Annotated in this window: 13 protein-coding genes and 8 pseudogenes; 7 read left to right on the forward strand and 14 right to left on the reverse strand. The window is 52.3% G+C overall.

From position 1 onward, the window contains the following. Positions 1 to 7: 7 nt before the first annotated feature. From rplB to rnr, 7 genes and pseudogenes are all read right to left on the reverse strand, one after another. Positions 8 to 832, reverse strand: coding sequence for a 50S ribosomal protein L2 (rplB, locus tag ABDK09_21980; GenBank protein XAW89363.1), 825 nt, complete (start codon positions 830 to 832; stop codon positions 8 to 10). A gap of 16 nt (positions 833 to 848) precedes the next feature. Next, on the reverse strand, positions 849 to 1,151 hold the full coding sequence (gene rplW / locus ABDK09_21985; protein XAW89364.1) for a 50S ribosomal protein L23: 303 nt from the start codon (positions 1,149 to 1,151) through the stop codon (positions 849 to 851). Further along, positions 1,148 to 1,751 (reverse strand): annotated as a pseudogene (rplD, locus tag ABDK09_21990) (50S ribosomal protein L4). Before rplD ends, rplW begins: the two are co-directional and overlap by 4 nt. A 16-nt stretch (positions 1,752 to 1,767) precedes the next feature. Then, positions 1,768 to 2,397, reverse strand: a complete 630-nt coding sequence (gene rplC, locus ABDK09_21995) for a 50S ribosomal protein L3 (GenBank protein ID XAW89365.1) — start codon at positions 2,395 to 2,397, stop codon at positions 1,768 to 1,770. A 14-nt stretch (positions 2,398 to 2,411) separates the two neighbouring features. After that, the gene (gene rpsJ / locus ABDK09_22000) at positions 2,412 to 2,723 is read right to left on the reverse strand and encodes a 30S ribosomal protein S10 (protein ID XAW89366.1); all 312 of its coding nucleotides are present in this window, start codon (positions 2,721 to 2,723) and stop codon (positions 2,412 to 2,414) included. Between the two features lie 428 nt (positions 2,724 to 3,151). After that, complete coding sequence (gene rlmB, locus ABDK09_22005) at positions 3,152 to 3,892, reverse strand: 23S rRNA (guanosine(2251)-2'-O)-methyltransferase RlmB (GenBank protein ID XAW89367.1); 741 nt, start codon at positions 3,890 to 3,892, stop codon at positions 3,152 to 3,154. Positions 3,893 to 3,902: 10 nt separating this feature from the next. Next, positions 3,903 to 6,352: pseudogene (gene rnr, locus ABDK09_22010) on the reverse strand (ribonuclease R). Positions 6,353 to 6,538: 186 nt separating this feature from the next. On the opposite strand from rnr, the pseudogene ABDK09_22015 reads away from it, so the two are divergent. Next, positions 6,539 to 8,399: pseudogene (locus ABDK09_22015) on the forward strand (DUF3413 domain-containing protein). An 88-nt stretch (positions 8,400 to 8,487) separates the two neighbouring features. Here ABDK09_22015 and ABDK09_22020 read toward each other — a convergent pair. The 7 genes and pseudogenes from ABDK09_22020 to kefG all read right to left on the reverse strand — a co-directional run bounded on the left by ABDK09_22020 (position 8,488) and on the right by kefG (position 15,241). Continuing rightward, on the reverse strand, positions 8,488 to 9,123 hold the full coding sequence (locus ABDK09_22020; protein ID XAW89368.1) for a tetratricopeptide repeat protein: 636 nt from the start codon (positions 9,121 to 9,123) through the stop codon (positions 8,488 to 8,490). A 231-nt stretch (positions 9,124 to 9,354) separates the two neighbouring features. Beyond that, positions 9,355 to 10,671, reverse strand: a complete 1,317-nt coding sequence (locus ABDK09_22025) for an adenylosuccinate synthase (GenBank protein XAW89369.1) — start codon at positions 10,669 to 10,671, stop codon at positions 9,355 to 9,357. A gap of 129 nt (positions 10,672 to 10,800) precedes the next feature. Continuing rightward, positions 10,801 to 11,743 (reverse strand): annotated as a pseudogene (locus ABDK09_22030) (isoaspartyl peptidase/L-asparaginase). 185 nt (positions 11,744 to 11,928) lie between these two features. Continuing rightward, positions 11,929 to 12,459, reverse strand: a complete 531-nt coding sequence (gene slyD / locus ABDK09_22035; GenBank protein XAW89370.1) for a peptidylprolyl isomerase — start codon at positions 12,457 to 12,459, stop codon at positions 11,929 to 11,931. A 192-nt stretch (positions 12,460 to 12,651) separates the two neighbouring features. Then, positions 12,652 to 12,852 carry a YheV family putative zinc ribbon protein gene (locus ABDK09_22040; GenBank protein XAW89371.1) on the reverse strand — a complete coding sequence of 67 codons (201 nt, stop codon included), beginning with the start codon at positions 12,850 to 12,852 and terminating at the stop codon, positions 12,652 to 12,654. Positions 12,853 to 12,866: 14 nt separating this feature from the next. Further along, positions 12,867 to 14,670 (reverse strand): annotated as a pseudogene (gene kefB / locus ABDK09_22045) (glutathione-regulated potassium-efflux system protein KefB). Then, positions 14,651 to 15,241 (reverse strand): glutathione-regulated potassium-efflux system ancillary protein KefG, encoded by a 591-nt coding sequence (gene kefG / locus ABDK09_22050; GenBank protein XAW89372.1) that lies wholly within the window; start codon positions 15,239 to 15,241, stop codon positions 14,651 to 14,653. Before kefG ends, kefB begins: the two are co-directional and overlap by 20 nt. Positions 15,242 to 15,375: 134 nt before the next feature. On the opposite strand from kefG, the gene ABDK09_22055 reads away from it, so the two are divergent. The 6 genes and pseudogenes from ABDK09_22055 to crp all read left to right on the forward strand — a co-directional run bounded on the left by ABDK09_22055 (position 15,376) and on the right by crp (position 20,924). Then, the gene (locus ABDK09_22055; protein ID XAW89373.1) at positions 15,376 to 17,298 is read left to right on the forward strand and encodes an ABC transporter ATP-binding protein; all 1,923 of its coding nucleotides are present in this window, start codon (positions 15,376 to 15,378) and stop codon (positions 17,296 to 17,298) included. Beyond that, positions 17,295 to 17,769: pseudogene (locus ABDK09_22060) on the forward strand (TIGR02444 family protein). Before ABDK09_22055 ends, ABDK09_22060 begins: the two are co-directional and overlap by 4 nt. 97 nt (positions 17,770 to 17,866) lie before the next feature. After that, a complete protein-coding gene (locus ABDK09_22065; GenBank protein ID XAW89374.1) occupies positions 17,867 to 18,841 on the forward strand; it encodes a hydrolase in 975 nt (324 codons plus the stop codon). A gap of 42 nt (positions 18,842 to 18,883) precedes the next feature. Further along, entirely contained in the window at positions 18,884 to 19,093 is a 210-nt protein-coding gene (locus ABDK09_22070) for a YheU family protein (protein XAW89375.1), read from the forward strand. Between the two features lie 93 nt (positions 19,094 to 19,186). Next, positions 19,187 to 20,057, forward strand: a pseudogene (locus tag ABDK09_22075) (phosphoribulokinase). 233 nt (positions 20,058 to 20,290) lie between these two features. Continuing rightward, a pseudogene (gene crp / locus ABDK09_22080) lies at positions 20,291 to 20,924 on the forward strand (cAMP-activated global transcriptional regulator CRP). The last annotated feature ends 50 nt before the right edge of the window (positions 20,925 to 20,974 follow it).

Genomic DNA, 20,974 nt, shown 5'->3' on the forward strand with positions numbered 1-20,974 from the left:
TAATAGATTACTTATTGCGACGACGTACGATGTACTTGTCAGTGCGTTTGTTCTTACGGGTCTTAAAGCCTTTAGTAGGCATACCCCAAGGAGATACTGGGTGACGACCACCAGAAGTACGGCCTTCACCACCACCGTGTGGGTGGTCAACCGGGTTCATTACCACACCGCGAACGGTTGGACGAACACCGCGCCAGCGGCTAGCACCAGCTTTACCCAGTTCACGTAGCATGTGCTCAGAGTTGCCTACTTCACCGATTGTTGCACGGCCTTCAGACAATACTTTACGCATTTCGCCAGAACGTAGACGGATAGTTACATATGAACCGTCGCGAGCAACGATTTGTGCATATGCACCCGCAGAACGAGCTAGCTGTGCACCTTTACCAGGAGTCAGCTCTACGTTGTGAACGGTTGAACCTACAGGGATGTTGCGCATTGGCAGAGTGTTACCCGCTTTAATCGGTGCATCAACACCAGATTGGATAACATCACCAGCTTGCAGACCTTTAGGTGCAATGATGTAACGACGCTCACCGTCTTTGTAAAGAACCAGAGCGATATTCGCGCTACGGTTTGGATCGTATTCTAGACGCTCAACTTTCGCTGGGATGCCGTCTTTTGTACGTTTAAAGTCGATTACACGGTAGTGTTGTTTGTGACCACCACCGATGTGACGTACAGTGATACGACCGTTGTTGTTACGACCGCCGTTCTTAGAGTTTTTCTCTAGAAGAGGTGCGTAAGGCTTACCCTTGTGTAGGTCAGCGTTAACAACTTTAACTACGTGACGACGACCAGCCGAAGTCGGCTTACATTTAACAATAGCCATTTTTCAACTACTCCTGTTATTCCGCGCCGCCAACAAAGTCAAGATCTTGACCTTCTTTCAAAGTTACGTACGCTTTCTTCACGTCTGAACGACGGCCTTGGCGTAGACCTTGACGCTTGGTCTTACCCTTAAGAATAAGAGTATTTACAGACTTAACTTCAACTTCAAATAGCTTTTCTACAGCTGCTTTGATCTCTTTCTTAGTTGCATCTTTTGCTACTTTGAAAACGATAGTGTTCGCTTTCTCTGCAGCCATAGTTGCTTTTTCAGAGATGTGTGGAGCACGTAGAACTTTTAGTAGACGCTCTTCACGAATCATGCCAGCATCTCCTCTACTTGCTTAACTGCAGTAGCAGTCATAAGAACCTTGTCAAATGCGATCAGGCTTACTGGGTCGATACCAGAAGCGTCGCGCACGTCAACTTTGTACAGGTTACGAGCAGCTAAGAACAGATTCTCGTCTACTTCGCCAGTAACGATAAGTACATCGTTAAGCTCAAGTTCGTTAAGCTTAGCTACTAGCTCTTTAGTTTTTGGTGCTTCTACTGAGAAGTTATCAACAACGATTAGACGCTCTTGACGAAACTAGCTCAGAAAGAATTGCTTTCATAGCACCGCGGTACATTTTCTTGTTTACTTTTTGGCTGTGATCTTGTGGTTTCGCAGCAAAAGTAACACCACCTGTACGCCAGATTGGGCTACGAATTGTACCAGCACGTGCACGGCCAGTACCTTTTTGACGCCATGGCTTAGCGCCACCGCCAGAAACTTCTGAACGTGTCTTTTGAGCACGAGTACCTTGACGAGCACCTGCTGCGTATGCAACAACTACTTGGTGTACAAGAGCTTCGTTGAACTCACGTCCGAAAGTAGTTTCGGAAACAGTTAGTGCGTTAGCACCTTTAACCATCAATTCCATTACTTACTCCTAGACGTTATGCTTTAACAGCTGGTTTTACGATCACGTTGCCGCCAGTTGCGCCTGGGACTGCACCTTTAATAAGAAGCAGATTGCGCTCAGCGTCAACTCGTACGATCTCTAGGTTTTGAGTCGTTACACGCTCAGCACCCATGTGACCTGCCATTTTCTTGCCTTTAAACACGCGGCCTGGAGTCTGACATTGACCGATAGAGCCAGGTGCGCGGTGAGACAATGAGTTACCGTGAGTCATATCTTGAGTGCGGAAGTTCCAACGCTTAACAGCGCCTTGGAAGCCTTTACCCTTAGATGTACCAGTAACGTCTACTTTCTTAGTTTCGTTGAACAGTTCAACAGTCAGTTCAGCACCAACTTCAAACTCTTCACCGTTTTCCAAACGGAATTCCCAAAGACCGCGACCAGCTTCAACGCCAGCTTTAGCAAAGTGACCTGCTTCAGCTTTGTTTACGCGGTTTGCTTTCTTAGCACCAGCAGTTACCTGGATTGCTGCGTAGCCGTCAGACTCAAGAGTTTTAACTTGAGAAATACGGTTCGCTTCAACCTCAACAACTGTTACTGGGATAGAAACGCCTTCTTCAGTAAATACGCGGGTCATGCCCACTTTACGACCGATTAGACCAATCATTCTTCTAATCTCCCTTAACCTAGGCTAATTTGTACGTCAACGCCCGCAGCAAGGTCTAGACGCATCAGAGCATCAACAGTTTTGTCTGTTGGCTCAACGATGTCGATCAGACGTTTGTGAGTACGAATTTCGTACTGATCACGAGCATCTTTGTTAACGTGTGGAGAGATAAGAACTGTGAAACGCTCTTTACGAGTTGGCAGTGGGATTGGACCACGAACCTGTGCGCCAGTGCGCTTAGCTGTTTCAACGATTTCCGCGGTAGAAGCATCGATCAGTTTGTAATCGAAAGCTTTTAGGCGGATACGGATACGTTGGTTCTGCATGAGACAGAGCTCCAAATTTGATAAATTACACAAACAATATCGCCACTCAAACTCGCCAGGGCGAGAGAATGCCGATTGATTTATGTGAAACCGTAGCATCCAAGATTAGGACGCATTGTCAGCTAATAGGTGATTAACCTGGAACTATCATAACGACAGTTAAAAGCTAAATTTTTATTAACTGCGAACATAAGCTGAGTTTACATTACCTGAAAAATCCGAAGATTTAACAGCTCCTCGCTGCTCATTGGTTCACAACTGGCTTAACCAGTGGGGCTGCATTATACAGATCGGTGCCGGGCATGCAAGCAGTGTTTGAAAAATAAACGCTGTTAATTCTAAACCACTGAATTGGGGTTGCTCAGTAACCAACAGCGCCGATAAAAAACGCAGGCCTGAGCCTGCGTTTTGCTGTGTTTGCGGGTCAGTTAGCTCAGCGAACGCTGGCGCACTGCCTCAAACAGGCAGATACCGGTTGCCACAGACACGTTGAGGCTCGATACCGTTCCGGCCATCGGGATCTTGATCAGGTCGTCACAGGTTTCACGGGTCAGTCGACGCATGCCATCCCCTTCCGCACCCATCACGATAGCCAGCGGCCCGGTCAGTTTGCTCTGATAGATGTCGTGAGTCGCTTCGCCGGCGGTACCGACGAACCAAACCCCCTGCTCCTGCAGCGCACGCATGGTACGCGCCAGGTTGGTTACCCGCACCAGAGGCACGGTTTCCGCCGCGCCGCACGCCACTTTGCTGACCGTTGCTGTCATCGGGGCTGATTTATCTTTCGGCACAATGACCGCTGCCACACCCGCGGCATCGGCATTACGCAGACACGCTCCCAGGTTGTGCGGGTCGGTTACGCCGTCCAGCACCAGCAGCAACGGCTGCTCATGTTGAGCCAGGATCGCGTCCAGGTCATTTTCATTCAGCGGCTTGGTCGGTTTGACTTTGGCAATCACGCCCTGGTGATTGGCACCGTTCGCTTTGTCATCCAGAACTTTGCGGTTCATTTCCTGAATCGATACACCGATACGAGCCAGCTCGTTCAGTACCGGCAGCAGGCGATCATCCTGACGACCTTTCAGGACGTAAGCTTCAACAAAACGTGCCGGGTCGCGTTCCAGGACGGCACGCACTGCATGAATGCCGTAGATCAGTTCGTTACTCATTATTTACCTATTACTTTTTCGCACGGGCTTTGTCGGCTTTACTGCGCGACTTATGCTTGCGTGCTTTTTCCGCTTTGCTTTTTTTACGCTTCGGTTGCTCGGCGGCATCCCTGTCGTCAGGGCGTTTGGTCGGTTCAATTTGCGGAACCGCTTTCGCGCCACGAGTGGCGGCCTGTTTTTTGCCTTTAGCCTTGGCTTTGGCTTCCGCCGCGCGTTTCTTAGCCGTTTTACCTTCGCCGCGTAGCTTACGACTAGTTTCCACTAATTCAAAGTCTATTTGACGATCATCAAGGTTAACCGCCAGCACTTTTACTTTTACCGCATCGCCGAGGCGATAAATGGCACCAAATGATTCACCCACCAGACGCTGGCCAATCGGATCAAACTGGTAATAGTCGTTCGCCAGGTTGGAAATATGCACCAGACCATCGATGTGCAGCTCAGTCAGACGCACGAAGAAGCCAAACCCGGTCACATTAGCAATCACACCTTCCAGCTCTTCGCCGACGTGATCCTGCATGTATTCACATTTGAGCCAGTCAGAGACTTCGCGCGTTGCATCGTCAGCACGACGCTCGGTCATCGAACACTGCTCACCATAGAAGTCCATATCATCAAAGGAATAATGATAACCGCCGGTCGGTGTCCAGCGATCCTTATTGGTCCCTTCCTGCTTGGCGATCAGATACTTGATAGCGCGGTGCAGCAGCAGATCCGGATAACGACGGATCGGCGAAGTAAAGTGAGCATAACGCTGCAGCGCCAGACCGAAGTGGCCGGCATTATCTGCGTTGTATACCGCCTGCTTCATCGAACGCAGCAGCATAGTCTGAATCAGCTCTTTATCCGGACGTTCGCCAATCTGACTCATCAGGTGAGCGTAATCGGTCGGCGACGGCTCCAGGCCACCACCTAAATCCAGTCCGAGCTCGGACAGGAAGTCACGGAAACCCATCAGACGCTCCTCACCCGGTGATTCATGGATGCGGTACAACGAGGGTTTCTTTGGCTTTTTCCACCAGCGAGGCCGAGGCGATGTTCGCCAGGATCATGCACTCTTCAATCAGCTTGTGGGCATCGTTACGCACCAGCGGCTCGATACTTTCGATCTTACGCTGGGCGTTAAAAATAAATTTGGTTTCAACCGTTTCGAACTCAATCGCACCACGCTGTTCACGTGAGCCTTTGAGTACTTTATACATACGGTGCAGCTCTTCCAGATGCGGCACTAACGCGTGATAGCGCTCGCGCAGCTCTTCGTCGCCTTCGAGAATATCGTGCACCTTGTTGTAGGTCAGACGGGCATGGGAATTCATCACCGCTTCATAATGCTTGTAACCAGACAGCTTGCCGTTTTCCGAGATGGTCATCTCACACACCATGCACAGGCGATCGACCTGCGGGTTGAGTGAGCACAGGCCATTGGACAGCACTTCCGGCAGCATAGGTACAACCTGAGACGGGAAGTAAACCGAGTTACCGCGTTGAATCGCCTCTTTATCCAGGGCTGAATCCGGACGCACGTAATAGCTGACATCGGCAATGGCAACCCACAAACGCCAGCCGCCGCCTTGCTTGGCTTCACAGTAGACCGCATCATCGAAATCACGCGCATCTTCGCCATCGATAGTCACCAATGGCAGTTCACGCAGGTCGACCCGGCCCTGTTTGGCCTCTTCCGGCACCTCTTCACCCAGACCGGCAATCTGTTTTTCCACTTCTTGTGGCCACACATGCGGGATCTGGTGGGTACGGATAGCAATTTGCGTCTCCATGCCCGGCGCCATATTTTCGCCCAGCACTTCAACCACTTGCCCCATCATGCCGCGATTGCGCGAACCACGGTCGGTAATTTCAATCACCACCACGTTGCCCATCCGGGCACCGCCACGCAGTTTCGTTAGGGATCAGGATATCCTGATGAATGCGCGAGTCATCCGGCACCACGTAGGAGTAACCGTATTCAAAGAAAAAGCGACCGACAATCTGGGTTTGACGCTCTTCCAGCACGCGGACTAAACGCCCCTCTTTTCTGCCGCGCTTGTCAGTACCGGTTGGCTGCACCAGTACCAGATCACCATGGATGATGTGCTTCATCTGATGATGAGGAAGAAGAATGTCATTGTCTTTATTGACGCTGCCTTCCGGGCGTACCCAGCCGTGACCGTCTTTATGACCAATCACATAGCCTTTGACCATTTCCAGTTTTTCCGGCAGGGCGTAACACTGGCGACGGGTAAAAACCAGCTGGCCGTCTCGTTCCATTGCACGCAGACGACGACGTAAGCCTTCGTACTGTTCCTCACCAGACAACTGCAGCGCTTCGAACAGATCATTGCGGTTCATCGGCACATTGGCCTGAGTCAGATATTCGATGATGAATTCACGACTTGGTATCGGATTTTCGTAGTTATCAGCTTCACGATCCGCGAAAGGATCAACGTGCGGGGTGTCAGACATAGCCAGACCTGCTTAATTATGAAGGGAACACCAGTATAACCTACTGAGAATCTGAGCATAAGAACTAAAACAAATATCCTGAACAAGATCACCAAAGGCAAATATGTGACATAAATCAAACTTTACGTTACATTGACCCGCTTTCTACCTCTTGTTTCACCCCCTTCTGCGGGTACGGATAATCTCATGCTGTTAAATTTACGCCACAAGGTGCGCTGGTTACTGAGCCAGTTTGTTTTGAACGTTGTTTTATTGTCAGTACTAGGCCTGCCTTATCTGACCTGGATGCTCACCCCGCAGCACGACTGGGTGGCCAAACTGTACTTGCTGACCACCCAGATAGGCTGGTTTGGTCTGTTTGCTCTGGCCATCAGTTTAGTCATGCTGACGCTGAGCTGGCTGCCGGGACGCTGGCTGAGAAGTATCGCGACCCTGGTCACCTGGCTCGCCTCGGTGCTGCTGATCGTCGATGTGCAGGTTTACCAGCAGTACCGCTTCCATCTCAGTGGTTTCGTCTGGGAATTGCTGATCGAAGGCGGTGATGAGGTCATCAGCCTGTCCTGGTACACCCTGCTGATGGCAGGCATGATTGTGCTGGGGCTCGGGCTGGCCAGCCTGGTGGTGAGCGTATTGAGCAGTAAACTGGCTCGCACGAATCTGCGCAGGGCCAGATACGCCTGCGCGATTTGGTTTGCTTCCCTGCTGACCAGCCAGGGCATTCATATGTGGCGCGATGCCAATTACGACAGCGTCGTACCCAGCTACAGCTATCACTGGCCACTGTACTACCCTCTGACTGCCAAACGCTTTTTCCACAAGATGGGCTGGATTGATATCCAGACAGCACGTGAAGAGAACCTGACTCTGGCCCATCCACAGAGTTCAAACCTCAATTACCCTTTGCATCCGCTCAGCTATGAGAAGTCAACGCAGCAACCTAAGCAACAACCGAAGCAGCAAGCGAATATTCTGTTCATCGCCATCGATACCTGGCGCTACGATGATGCCAACCCACAAGTGACGCCGCATATCAGCCAGTTTGCCAAGCGCAGTTTGCGTTTCCAGCAACATGTCAGTGGCGGCAACTCAACCCAGGCCGGTATTTTCAGCCTGTTCTACGGTTTGCCGGCGACTTACTGGAAACGCGTTCCTGTCAGCGCAGCAACGTCCGGCGCTGATGGATGCTCTGCAGGCACAAGATTATCAGTTTGCGATTTATGCCGCGGCGCCGCTCAACAGCCCTCCGTTTGATCGCACGGTATTTAACGGGGTGGAAAATCTGCGTATTGATACACCGGCAGACACCTCGCCACAACGTGACGCGCGCATTACCGATGACTTCATTGACTTTCTGCACACACGTGACAGCAGCAAACCTTATTTCGGTTTCCTGTTCTATGACTCAGCCCATGCGACCGATTTTCCGGCTGACATGCCGCTGCACTTTTCGCCTTCCTGGGAGCGGGTTGATCATATCAAGCTCAACAACGATTTCGATCCTGAACCGTACCGCAACCGCTACCGCAATGCGCTGTACTATATTGACACTCAGGTCGAACGGGTGCTGAAATCCCTGCAGGCACGCGGTGAACTGGACAACACCATCGTTGTCATCACGTCCGATCACGGTCAGGAGTTTAACGATAACCATCAGAACTACTGGGGTCACGGCAGTAACTACAGCATGGCGCAGATTCATGTCCCGCTCTATATCTATGTGCCGGGCCGGGAGAGTAAAGATATTCGCTGGAAGACCACTCATCAGGATATCGCACCGACTGTTATGCAGCGTACACTCGGGGTCACTAACCCGGTCAGCGACTATTCGGTAGGTTATGATTTGTTTGATACTCAGCGGGACCGGGACTGGTTGCTGATCGGCAGTTACTTCAACTACGCCATGGTGGCGGATGATGAGATTATGGTGACCTACCCGAGCGGCAGCGTTCAGACCATGACACCGCAGTTAGAGCCGAAAGCGCAGCACTCGTTTACCAGCAGCGATCTGATGCAGGCGCTGACCCAGATGAATCGCTTTTTGAAATAAGCACTTTCGCTTTACGCCAGAGACAACTGCGGCCACGTGCAGGTATGACAACGTGGCCGCAATCGCAAATAAAGGTAGTCTGGTGAAGCTACCAGAAGGTGGTACGCCGCTTGGCGCGGGCAATGATATTTTGCGGCATACGCTGCTCCAGCCCCTGGCGCAGAATCGCAATCCGGTTGTGAGTCCGTTGGTCAGCGGTCACTGAATTGTACAGCCAGCGATAGGCATCCTCATAATCCAGCGGACTGCCGTAATCACGCAGCAGCAGCTCGGCAAGGTGAATACGCGCGTTGAGATTACCCATCGACGCAGCTTCACGCAGATAAGGGATCGCGCGCTCTTTATCCTGCTGCACTAAGGTGCCGCGCGAATAATAGCGTCCCAGTTGTTCCAGCGCAGCCGGCAACCCCTGGTGAGCGGCATTTTCCATGTAGTACAGGCCAAGCTCCACGTCCTGATCCACACACACGCCCCATGCCAGCATGTCACCATACAGAAACTCGTAAGCCGGCAGATTGATGCGGGTGGCGCGGGCAACGATGTCCTCGACCAACTGACAATTATCCGCTTTGACGCGTTCCAGATGTTTGTTGTTCTCGATTAGTTTGATCAGCTCAGCTTCTGAATATATTGGCACTGGCTCACCGACCTCAGCCACATTAGCTTGGCTGAAAGACGCGTGAAAGACTAACACCAGAGAAGCGGCTACCGTTCGTAGCTTCATACCTGCACTCTTAGTTAACTCCGATAGCCATAACAGTATAGCGCGCGATACGCGCAGGCCCGGTCTGATTCTTTTATCGGCCAATGCCCGCCACGCTTTAGGCAAATATTGCCACAGGCTGGCAACTTTTTGCCGCAGCAGTTGCCTGCTCTGGGATGAGAAGCATAAAAAAAGCCGGCTGAGTCAGCCGGCTTTCAAAAATACTTTACTATCAATTACACGTTAAACGAATTACACGTTAAACGGATGCACTTTGATAATGGTCTCGTTACGGTCAGGACCGGTCGAGATGATGTCAACCGGCACACCAGTCAGCTCTTCGATACGCTTGATGTAATCCAGAGCAGTTTGTGGCAGTTGATCAATCGATTTTGCGCCAAAGGTGGTTTCTGACCAGCCTGGCATGGTTTCGTAAATCGGTGTCACGTTCTCGTATGCGTCAGCCGCCATTGGCGATACTTCAGCAATTGAGCCGTCAGCCATCTGGTAACCAGTACAGATCTTGATCTCTTTCAGACCATCCAGTACGTCCAGTTTAGTCAGACAGAAACCCGTGATTGAGTTGATCTGGATTGCACGACGCATCGCAACCGCATCGAACCAACCAGTACGACGCAGACGACCGGTCGTCGCACCAAACTCATGACCTACAGTACCCAGGTGTTTACCAACCGGATCCTGCTTGTCCAAACCATCGTACAGTTCAGTCGGGAACGGACCAGAACCAACACGGGTACAGTACGCTTTGGCAATACCCAGGATGTAGCCCAGGTAGCGAGGACCAAAACCAGAACCGGCAGCAACGCCACCAGCAGTGGTGTTGGATGAAGTCACGTATGGGTAAGTACCGTGGTCGATGTCCAGCAGTGTACCTTGCGCGCCTTCGAACATGATTTTGTCGCCGCGTTTACGGGCTGCATCCAGCTCGTCGGTCACGTCGATAACCATAGAAGTCAGCAGATCAGCGTAACCCATCGCCTGTTCCAGAACATCTTCGTAGCTGACAGGTTCAACTTTGTAGAAGTGTTCCAGCTGGAAGTTGTGCAGCGCCATGACTTCTTTCAGCTTCTCAGCAAAAGCAGCACGGTCAAACAGGTCGCCAACACGCAGACCACGACGAGCAACTTTGTCTTCGTAAGCAGGACCGATACCACGACCGGTAGTACCAATGGCTTTTTTACCACGCGCAGCTTCACGAGCCTGGTCGAGAGCGATGTGGTAAGGAAGAATCAGGGGACAAGCTTCAGAAATGTAAAGACGTTCACGTACCGGAACACCGCGCTCTTCCAGAGCTGTCATTTCTTTGATTAATGCGTCAGGTGAAAGTACCACACCGTTACCGATGATACATTTCACGTTATCACGAAGGATACCGGAAGGAATCAGGTGCAAAACGGTTTTTTCACCGTCGATGACCAGTGTGTGACCTGCATTGTGACCGCCTTGATAACGAACCACATATTTTGCATCTTCAGTTAAAAGATCAACGATCTTCCCTTTTCCTTCATCACCCCATTGGGTGCCAAGAACGACTACGTTATTTCCCATCTTTCCAAGTCTGATTGCTGATTAAAAATGGATTCTAGCACCGATAACGATTCGATGCAGTCATTTTTTAAGCGTAAAAAACGGATAAAAAATTACCTTTGCAATCCATTTATTTAGTGAATTTAATACTCACTCATCTGCATAAATATTGACAAGCAAGTTGCCTTGTACATCGATACTGGCGCGGTACATACCGCTGCTGTTCATCGCGAAATGAATCTCGCCCTGTGCGTCGATGGCAATCAGACCGCCTTCACCGCCCATCGCTTTCAGATCGCCCTGGATCACCTGTTCGCAAGCCGTATGTACGTCCTGCTGCAGATAGCGCATCCGGGCCGCCACATCCCCGGCGACACTTTTACGGATAAAGTACTCGCCCATTCCCGTCGCTGACACCGCTACGTTGCCGTTTTCTGCCAGCGTACCTGCGCCGATAATCGCCGAATCACCGATGCGACCATACTGCTTGTTGGTGATGCCACCGGTACTAGTGGCTGCGGCGAGGTTGCCATGCTGATCCAGCGCGACCGCGCCGACCGTACCGTGCTTAGTATCGTCCGGATACGCGGATTCCGACAGGGCAAACAGACCTTTTTGTTTCATACTTTGCAGCTGGTCATAACGGCGCTCGGTAAAAAAGTAATCCTGCTCGGTGTATTCGTAGCCAAGGCTGAATGCAAACTCTTCCGCACCCTCACCCGCCAGCATCACATGCTGGCTGCGCAGCATCACATCGCGGGCCAATTCAACCGGATTGCGAATATGGCGAAACCCCGGCAATCGCACCGGCGTCCATCTGCGCGCCGTGCATCACCGAAGCATCCATTTCCACCATCTCTTTGTGAGTCAGCACCGAACCATGCCCGGCATTAAAATGCGGACTGTCTTCCAGCACCCTGACGGCAGCCACCACAGCTTCCAGTGCATCTGCCCCCCGGGCGAGCAATTGATGACCGGCGCTGACGGCCTGTTGCAGAGCCTGGCGGATCTCGCGGTTAAGCTCAGCGCTCATCTGGGCGCGTAATATGGTACCGGCACCACCATGGATGGCGATGGCAAAAGGTTGGGTCATGCTGTGCTCCTTGTCCGCTGACATCACGCTGGGCAGCGCCTCGCTGGGCGTCACTACGCAGGCGTAACGTCCTCACCGGACACGCAAAAAGAAAGTACTCAGATATAAAAAAGCGCCAGCCAGGTCAACCGGCTCGCGCTTTGATTCATTTCGGCTCCCGGTACAGTGACCGGCGCTGAAATCAATTAGTGGTGGTGATGATCACCGCCACAGCAACCACCTTCGTGGTCGTGGTCGTGGTCATGACCGCCAGCCTGATGAACGTGACCGTGCGCCAGCTCTTCTTCAGACGCTTCACGCAGTGCAACCACTTCACATTCGAAAGTCAGAGTGTGGCCAGCCAGCATGTGGTTACCATCAACCACAACTTCGTCGCCATCAACTTCAGTGATTTCTACCGGGATTGGACCCTGGTCAGTATCCGCCAGGAAACGCATGCCCACTTCGATTTGGTCTACGCCTTGGAATACGTCAGCTGGTACACGCTGAACCAGTGCATCACTGTGCTCACCGTACGCATCTTCTGGTGCAATCGTTGCAGTGAATTTATCACCGGCAGCTTTGCCTTCCAGTTCGCGCTCAAGACCAATGATCAGGTTGTTGTGACCATGTAAGTAATCCAGTGGTGCTTCCACTGTTGACTGGTCTACCACGATGCCATCTTCCAGTTTTACCTGGTAGGCAAGGCTTACAACCACGTTCTTTTCAATTTTCATAACGGCTCCAAGGAGTTGTGTATTCAGTACTCAAATCAGATCACACAGATTAGCTTGAGATAGGCGACATTATGGATGATTCGTCCAGTCACCTCAAGGCATGCGTGGCAAGCGGACCCGGTTTAGGTCGGTCATAGGCCGCAAAAGCGCGTTTTATCCCGCTCTCAGCGAGAGACATACGCGGCGCAGCACTCACTCGGGGCGGAAGATACCTATCATCTGCTCACCGGCATGCGTGCTCTGCTCGACCGATTTTGGCGCGCGTTGTTCGGTGTAGTCACACTCGACACACTCGACTAATTCGACATTATTGTCGATCCACCAGCGCAGGGTATCCTGCGCCTGACAGTGCGGACAGGCCGCACCGGCAATAAAACGTTTCTTGGCTTTCACGTTATTTGATCCTGTTATTGTTCCCAGTAGCCGCGCGACTGACGATCATTATCCATCTCGCGGCCAAATATCTCTTCCAGCTCTTTACGTGCTTCTTTGGCACGCAGTCCCAGTTTCGTGCCCTCAGTGTGCTGCGGCAGCAGCTCTTTAAGCATGGCATGATCAAGACGACGAAAATGCGCTTCGGCCCGCTTGGCTTCATACGGATGCATACCGAGCGACACCAGTGCCTGCCGCCCCAAGTCGAGCGCACCGAGGAACATTTCGCGTGAGTAACACTCTACACCATGATTCATCAGCTGATAGGCCTCGACCCGGCTGCGGGCACGGGCAAGAATTTTCAGGCGCGGAAAATGGTGCTGACACAGAGCGACGATTTTCATCACTTCATCCGGCGCATCGGTACAGATCACTATCGCTTCGGCATCGTCGGCCCCGGCGGCGCGCAGCAATTCTAATTGAGTCGCGTCACCATAAAACACTTTATAACCATATTTGCGCAGCAATTTGATCTGGCTCGCATCGCTTTCCAGCACCGTCACCTTGATCTTATTGGCAAACATCAAACGACCGACAATCTGCCCGAAACGGCCAAAACCGGCAATAATCACCCGCGGCTCTTTATTGAACACATCGCTATCGAGAGTTTCATCCGCTGCGCTGTTGAGACGACGTGCAAACCACTTACGTTGTACGGTCAGAATCAGCGGCGTGGTCACCATGGATAAACTGACCACCACCAGCAAAAATGACACCTGCTCCGCGGCCAGCAAACCTTCATTGCTTGCGGCAGTAAAAATGACAAAGGCAAACTCGCCGCCCTGACTGAGAATCGCCGCCATGCTGCTGCGCGCTTTAGCCCGGGTGCCGGATAAACGCGCCAGCAAATAGAGAATCAGGCCTTTGACCACCACCAGGCCGGTAACCGCCAGCAGGATCTGCACTGGCATAGTCATCAGCATACCGAGATCAACGGCCATACCGACCGCAATAAAGAAACAGGCCAAGCAGCAAGCCTTTAAACGGCTCGATAGCAATTTCCAGCTCATGGCGGAACTCACTTTCGGCCAGCAGGACACCGGCCAGGAAAGTACCCAGCGCCATCGACAGCCCCAGGTTTTGCATCAGCAGCGCAATCCCGACCACCAGCAGCAGCGCCGCGGCGGTAAACAGCTCACGCACTCCGCTCAGCACAATATAACGAAACAGCGGACTGAGCAGATAATGTCCGCCGACCAGCAGACCAATGATGCCACACAGCATCCACACGCCGTCCAGCCAGCTCCCGCCGGTGCTACCGGCCAGCACCGGCATCAGTGCCAGAATCGGAATCACCGCAATATCCTGAAACAGCAGGACCGCGAAGCCCGACTGCCCGGTCTCACTGCGGCTCAGCCCCTGCTCTTCAATCACGCGCAATGCGATCGCGGTGGAGGAAAGAGCAAGGCCAAGGCCAACCACCAGGCTGCTCTGCCAGCTCATGCCGAGCAGACAGGCCAGGCTGGATAACACCGCACCGGTCACCACCACCTGAGCGCCGCCGAGTCCAAGGATCGGGCCGCGCATCTGCCACAGCTTTTTCGGATTCAGTTCCAGACCAATCAAAAACAGCAGTAGCACCACGCCAAATTCAGCAAAATGGAGAATCGCATTCACATCACTGATCAGCCCCAGCCCCCACGGGCCTATCGCCACTCCGGCCAGCAGATAGCCGAGCACCGAGCCAAGCCCGGCGCGCTGTGCCAGCGGCACCGCAACGACCGCCGAAGTCAGAAAAACCACTGCACTTTGCAGGAAATCACCGGTCAGTGCGGCCATCACTCACTCCTGTCCGGCCAAGCGGGTCGAGCAGCCACTGATGGTATTCCTCAGCGTGCTGATAACGTTCCACTTCACTGACATTGCGCGCCCAATACAGAATCAGTGGTTCCATCCATTCCATGCAGCACAGAGCAGCGGTCAGTTCAAACGGCTGCAAAATTTCGCGCATCGAGTAACGGTTATATCCTTGCTGACTGAACGCATCTTTGTTACCGCCGGTGGTCACCACGCTACGCCAGATCTTGCCTTTCATGGCACTCTCATCACCAAACGCGAAGCCTTTACCCAGCACACGATCAATCCACTCTTTGAGCAAAGCGGGACAGGAGTACATATACAGCGGATGTTGAAACACAATCACGTCGTACTGCAGCACGCGCTGGTGCTCAAGATTGACGTCGATGAAGAAATCGGGATAGGTAGCGTAGAGATCCAGTACCGAGACATGCTCAAGGGTCTTGATCTTTTTGATCATGATCTGATTGGCGACCGAGTGATCCGGCTCAGGGTGGGCATACACCACCAATACTTTGGGCTTGTTGTCAGCCACGGTCTCTGGGTTTGCCATTCGTTGAGCACACTCCCTGTGGTTATCAAACGGTTACTGAGCATCATAACGTAATTTGTATAATGATCGACATTTATCCGTATTGCCCCTACTATTCCGGGCGAAAATTTAATACCAGAACAGACGGCATTATTATGATTACCTTCTCCGATATTCAGTTACTGCGCGGTGGCAAACCACTGCTTGATGCAGCTTCAGCGACCATTCATCCCGGCGATAAAGTCGGTCTGGTGGGAAAAAACGGCTGCGGTAAATCCACCCTGTTTGCGCTGCTGAAAGACGAGCTGACCATAGATGCCGGCAGTTTTAACCAGCCCGCACACTGGGAACTGGCCTGGGTGGCGCAGGAAACTCCCGCTCTGGAACGCACTGCACTGGAATACGTGATTGACGGTGACCGCGAATACCGCGAGCTGGAACGCCAGTTACATCTGGCTGAGCAACAGGATCAGGGCACCCGCGTGGCTGAGCTGCATGGTCAGTTGGAAACCATCGGCGGTTACAGCATCCGTGCCCGCGCTGCCGAACTGCTCGATGGACTGGGCTTTAGCCAGGAGCAGATGGAGTGGAATCTGACTCAGTTTTCCGGTGGCTGGCGTATGCGCCTTAACCTGGCTCAGGCGCTGATTTGCCGCTCGGATCTACTGCTGCTCGATGAACCGACCAACCACCTGGATCTGGATGCCGTGATGTGGCTGGAACGCTGGCTGCAAAGCTATCCGGGCACTTTGCTGCTGATTTCCCACGACCGTGACTTTCTGGACCCGATTGTCGGGCGGATTATTCACATCGAAAACGAGAAACTGAACGAGTACACCGGTAACTACTCCTCGTTTGAAACCCAGCGCGCGCAGAAACTGCTGCAACAACAAGCCATGTACCAGAAACAGCAGAAACAGATGGCGCACATGCAAAGCTACATCGACCGTTTCCGCTACAAAGCTTCCAAGGCCCGTCAGGCACAGAGCCGCATCAAAGCGCTGGAGAAGATGGAACAGGTTCTGCCAGCCCAGTTTGATAACCCGTTCAGTTTTGAGTTTCGTGAGCCTGCCGCTCTGCCTAACCCGATTATGATGATGGATCAGGTCAGTGCGGGTTACGGCGACCATCTGATTCTGGAAAAAATTCGCCTCAATCTGGTGCCGGGCAGCCGTATCGGTCTGCTGGGCCGTAACGGTGCCGGTAAATCAACCCTGATCAAACTATTGTCGGGCGAGCTCAATCCGCAAGGCGGCGATCTGACCTACTCGCAAGGTGTCAAGATTGGTTACTTTGCCCAGCATCAGCTGGAAACACTGCACCCGGAAGAGACGCCGCTGCAGCATATGATGCAAATCGCACCGGACAAAAACGAGCTGGAGCTGCGTAACTATCTCGGCAGCTTTGGTTTTCACGGCGATAAGGCGCTGGATAAAGTCGGCCCCTTCTCCGGCGGGGAAAAGGCGCGTCTGGTCCTGGCGCTGATCGTGTGGCAGAAGCCAAACCTGCTGCTGCTCGATGAACCGACCAACCACCTGGATCTCGACATGCGCCAGGCCCTGACCCTGGCTCTGCAAAGCTACGAGGGGGCGATGGTGATCGTCAGTCACGACCGCTACCTGCTGCGCGCGACCACCGATGACCTTTACCTGGTGCACGACCAACAAGTCGCACCGTTCGATGGTGATCTGAACGATTACTATAAGTGGCTGACCGATCAACAAAAAGCTGATCGCAAAGAGAGTGCGGCGCAGGCTCCGGCCAAAGACAACACCAACAGTGCCGCGGCGAAAAAAGAGCAGAAACGACGCGAAGCGGATTTCCGCAAGCTGACCGCGCCAATTCGCAAAAAGCTGACACAACTGGAAGCGAAAATGGATAAGTTGAACGCCACAATTGCCGAGGCAGAACAACAATTATCCGATTCCGCCCTGTATGACGCGGAAAATAAAGCTAAACTTAATCAGGTTCTCGCAACTCAGGCCAGCGCCAAATCCGAACTGGAACAGGTCGAAGGTGACTGGATGAGTGAGCAGGAAGCCCTGGAAGAGATGGAACAGGAGTTCAACATTCAATGAGCCAAGAACACGTCACACTATCCCTCACGTTAGAAAGATTGTGGCAATTCAGTTTGCAATACTACAGCGTACGCGAGGTCAAAGAGGCGTGTCTCAGCTTACAGAATAACTTCAATGGCAATGTGAACTTACTGCTGCTGCTTAAGTACCTCGACGAGCAGCAGCTCACCTTGCAGGAAACAGGACTGGCAATCGCTGGTTGAAGGCATTGCCAGAACCGAAACCCTGCTCCATCACTACCGCGAACTGCGCCGCAAACTCAAAAACAATCTGACCGATACTTTGTACCGCGAAGCGCTGCAGTTTGAACTGCAGCTTGAGAAGCAGCAGCAGTCTGACCTTATTGAGGTCATCAACCGTCATACCCTGACCATCAATCACGGTGAAGTGCTGACCTTGCGCTACTGCCGCCAGCTTGGTGCCGAACATCTGGCCACCATTTTCGGTAAACCCGTTCCTGCTTCATTCTGAGCCGGCACCACTGCGCTCCGGCAGGGCTAAGCGGCAAAATTCGAACAGCCTATTATTAGGGTATATACTCATTTAAACACTTTGTATTGGCTGAACTATGACCCAATTTGTTGCCGCGACCGGCCTGAAGAATCCGCACCTGCAAACCTTATTACCCCGCTTTATCCGCAAGAAGGCGCTGTTCGAACCTTGTTGGCAAACACTGGACACGCCGGACGGTGATTTTCTCGATTTAGCCTGGAGTGAAGACCCGCAGCAGGCCAGTGGTGATAAACCGGTGTTTGTGCTGTTTCATGGTCTGGAAGGCTGCTTTTACAGTCCGTATGCCAATGGCCTGATGCACGCTTTTGCCCAGGATGGCTGGCTGTCCGTGATGATGCACTTTCGCGGCTGCAGTGGTAAACCCAACCACCTGGCGCGCGCTTATCACTCCGGCGAGGTGGAAGATGCGCGCTTTGTGCTGGAAACCATCCGTGACCGTTTCCCGCAGCAGACCATTATCGCCGTCGGCATCTCGCTGGGTGGGAATATGCTGGTCAATTATCTGGCCGATTACAATCAGGACCCGATCCTGAGTGCCGCGACCATCGTTTCGGCGCCACTCGACCTTGCCGCCTGCTCAGAGCGTATTGAGCACGGCTTCTCCAAACTGTACCGCACCTATCTGCTCTCATCACTGAAAAATACCGCGCTCAAGAAGCATCATCTGCTCAAAGGCGAACTCGGGCTGTCTTACCACAACATTAAGCGAGTCACCCGCCTGCAGGAGTTCGACGACCTGATCACTGCCCCACTGCATGGCTTTCGTGATGCCAGCGATTATTATCAGCGCTGTTCAGGCATTCATAAATTGCAGGATATCCGTCTGCCGACCCAGATCATTCATGCCAAAGACGACCCCTTTATGACCGATGCGGTGATCCCGAAATTTATCCTGCCGGATAACATTGACTATCGTCTGTTCGAGCAGGGTGGACACGTCGGCTTTGTCAGCGGCAGCCTGCTCAAACCAGTCTTCTGGCTCGAACAGGCCCTGCCCGCTTACTATGCCTGCCTGCGCGATAAAAACTGATATAATCGCCCTGTTCATCCATCATAAAAGTATGAGGTATTTATGATTGTTCCCTGGCAACAAATTGACCCCGATACATTAGACAGCCTGATCCGCGAATTCGTGTTACGTGAAGGCACCGACTACGGCGCGCAAGAAGTCTCGCTGCAGGATAAAGTCGATCAGGTCAGAGCCCAGCTGCAGCGCGGTGATGCGGTAATTGTCTACTCTGAACTGCATGAAACCGTCGATATCAAAACCAACCGCGCTTAAGCCATCACCCGATCACCGTTTCCGTGCTATAGTGTTTCGACTCAGGCTGTGAAATTACACAGCCTCGTTAAGGAATCAGAGACAAGGTCTGTCATGTCAGCGAAACACCCAATTATTGCCGTGACCGGTTCATCGGGCGCGGGCACCACCACCACCTCAGAAGCCTTTCGCAAGATGTTCAATATGATGGACATCCGGCCGGCGTGGGTGGAAGGTGACAGTTTTCACCGCTTTACCCGCCCGGAGATGGACGTCGAAATCCGTAAAGCACGTGAGCAAGGGCGCCATATCAGCTACTTCGGCCCTCAGGCCAACGATTTTGCCGCGCTGGAAGGGTTCTTCCGTCAGTATGGTAAATCGGGTACCGGCCAGATTCGTCGTTACCTGCACACCTTTGACGAAGCGGTCCCCTACAATCAGATGCCGGGCACCTTTACCCCGTGGCAGGATCTGCCACAAAACTCAGACATCATGTTCTACGAAGGTCTGCACGGCGGTGTGGTCGATGGTGACATCAATGTGGCTCAGCATGTCGACTTTCTGATCGGCATGGTGCCTATCGTCAACCTGGAATGGATTCAGAAATACGTGCGTGATACCCGCGACCGCGGCCACTCACGTGAAGCTGTGATGGACTCCATCGTGCGTTCGATGGATGACTACCTCAACTACATCACACCGCAGTTTTCCCGCACCCATATCAACTTCCAGCGCGTGCCGACGGTCGATACTTCTAACCCGCTCAACGCCAAAGGCATCCCGAGCCTGGATGAAAGTTTTGTCGTGATCCGGGTGCGCGGGATTAAAAATGTCGACTACCCGTACCTGCTGGCGATGATTGATGGCTCGTTTATGTCACGCCACAACACCATCGTGGTTTCCGGGCGGTAAAATGAGCTTTGCGATGGAGCTGATCGTACGGCCACTGCTGGAACAACTGATAGAATCAGGAAAAATCGGCTAAGGATGTCGCTTACTTTTCATACCGTGATCATGGGCACAGTTTTGCGTACATTATCCGGTCTCCAACACGATTAAAGTCAAGAAATCGTGTTGGAAAAAGGATACTATTCTAAACCGAAACACAAGATAACTTGCAGCAATAATAAAGTCCTCTTATTCTAGAGAATCCGTTGAATAAGGCTTCGCTAAAATATGGATAGCAGCAAGCGTACCCTGCAGAGGAAGTGAGATATTATGGTTCTAGGTAAACCTCAAACCGACCCAACACTAGAGTGGTTTCTTTCCCATTGTCACATTCATAAGTACCCTTCAAAAAGCACGCTGATTCACGCGGGCGAAAAAGCAGAAACCCTGTACTACATCGTTAAAGGTTCTGTTGCGGTACTGATCAAAGATGAAGAAGGTAAGGAGATGATTCTGTCTTACCTAAACCAAGGTGATTTCATCGGTGAACTTGGCTTGTTTGAAGAAGGCCAAGAGCGTACTGCCTGGGTTCGTGCCAAATCTCCTTGTGAAGTGGCTGAAATTTCATTCAAGAAATTCCGTCAGCTGATTCAGGTTAACCCTGATATCCTGATGCGTCTTTCTGGTCAGATGGCGCGCCGTCTGCAAGTCACCAGCCAAAAAGTCGGCGATCTGGCGTTCTTGGACGTAACAGGCCGTATCGCGCAGACTCTGCTGAACCTGGCTAAACAGCCAGACGCGATGACTCACCCGGACGGCATGCAAATCAAGATCACTCGTCAGGAGATTGGTCAGATTGTCGGCTGTTCACGTGAAACCGTTGGCCGCATCCTGAAGATGCTGGAAGAGCAGAAACCTGATTTCTGCGCACGGTAAAACTATCGTGGTTTACGGCACTCGTTAAGCCCGTACGTAAAACAAGCAAAATTGCAAAAGCCACCTCGCGGTGGCTTT

It is taken from the genome of Vibrio sp. CDRSL-10 TSBA (assembly GCA_039696685.1).
GTDB lineage: Bacteria > Pseudomonadota > Gammaproteobacteria > Enterobacterales > Vibrionaceae > Vibrio.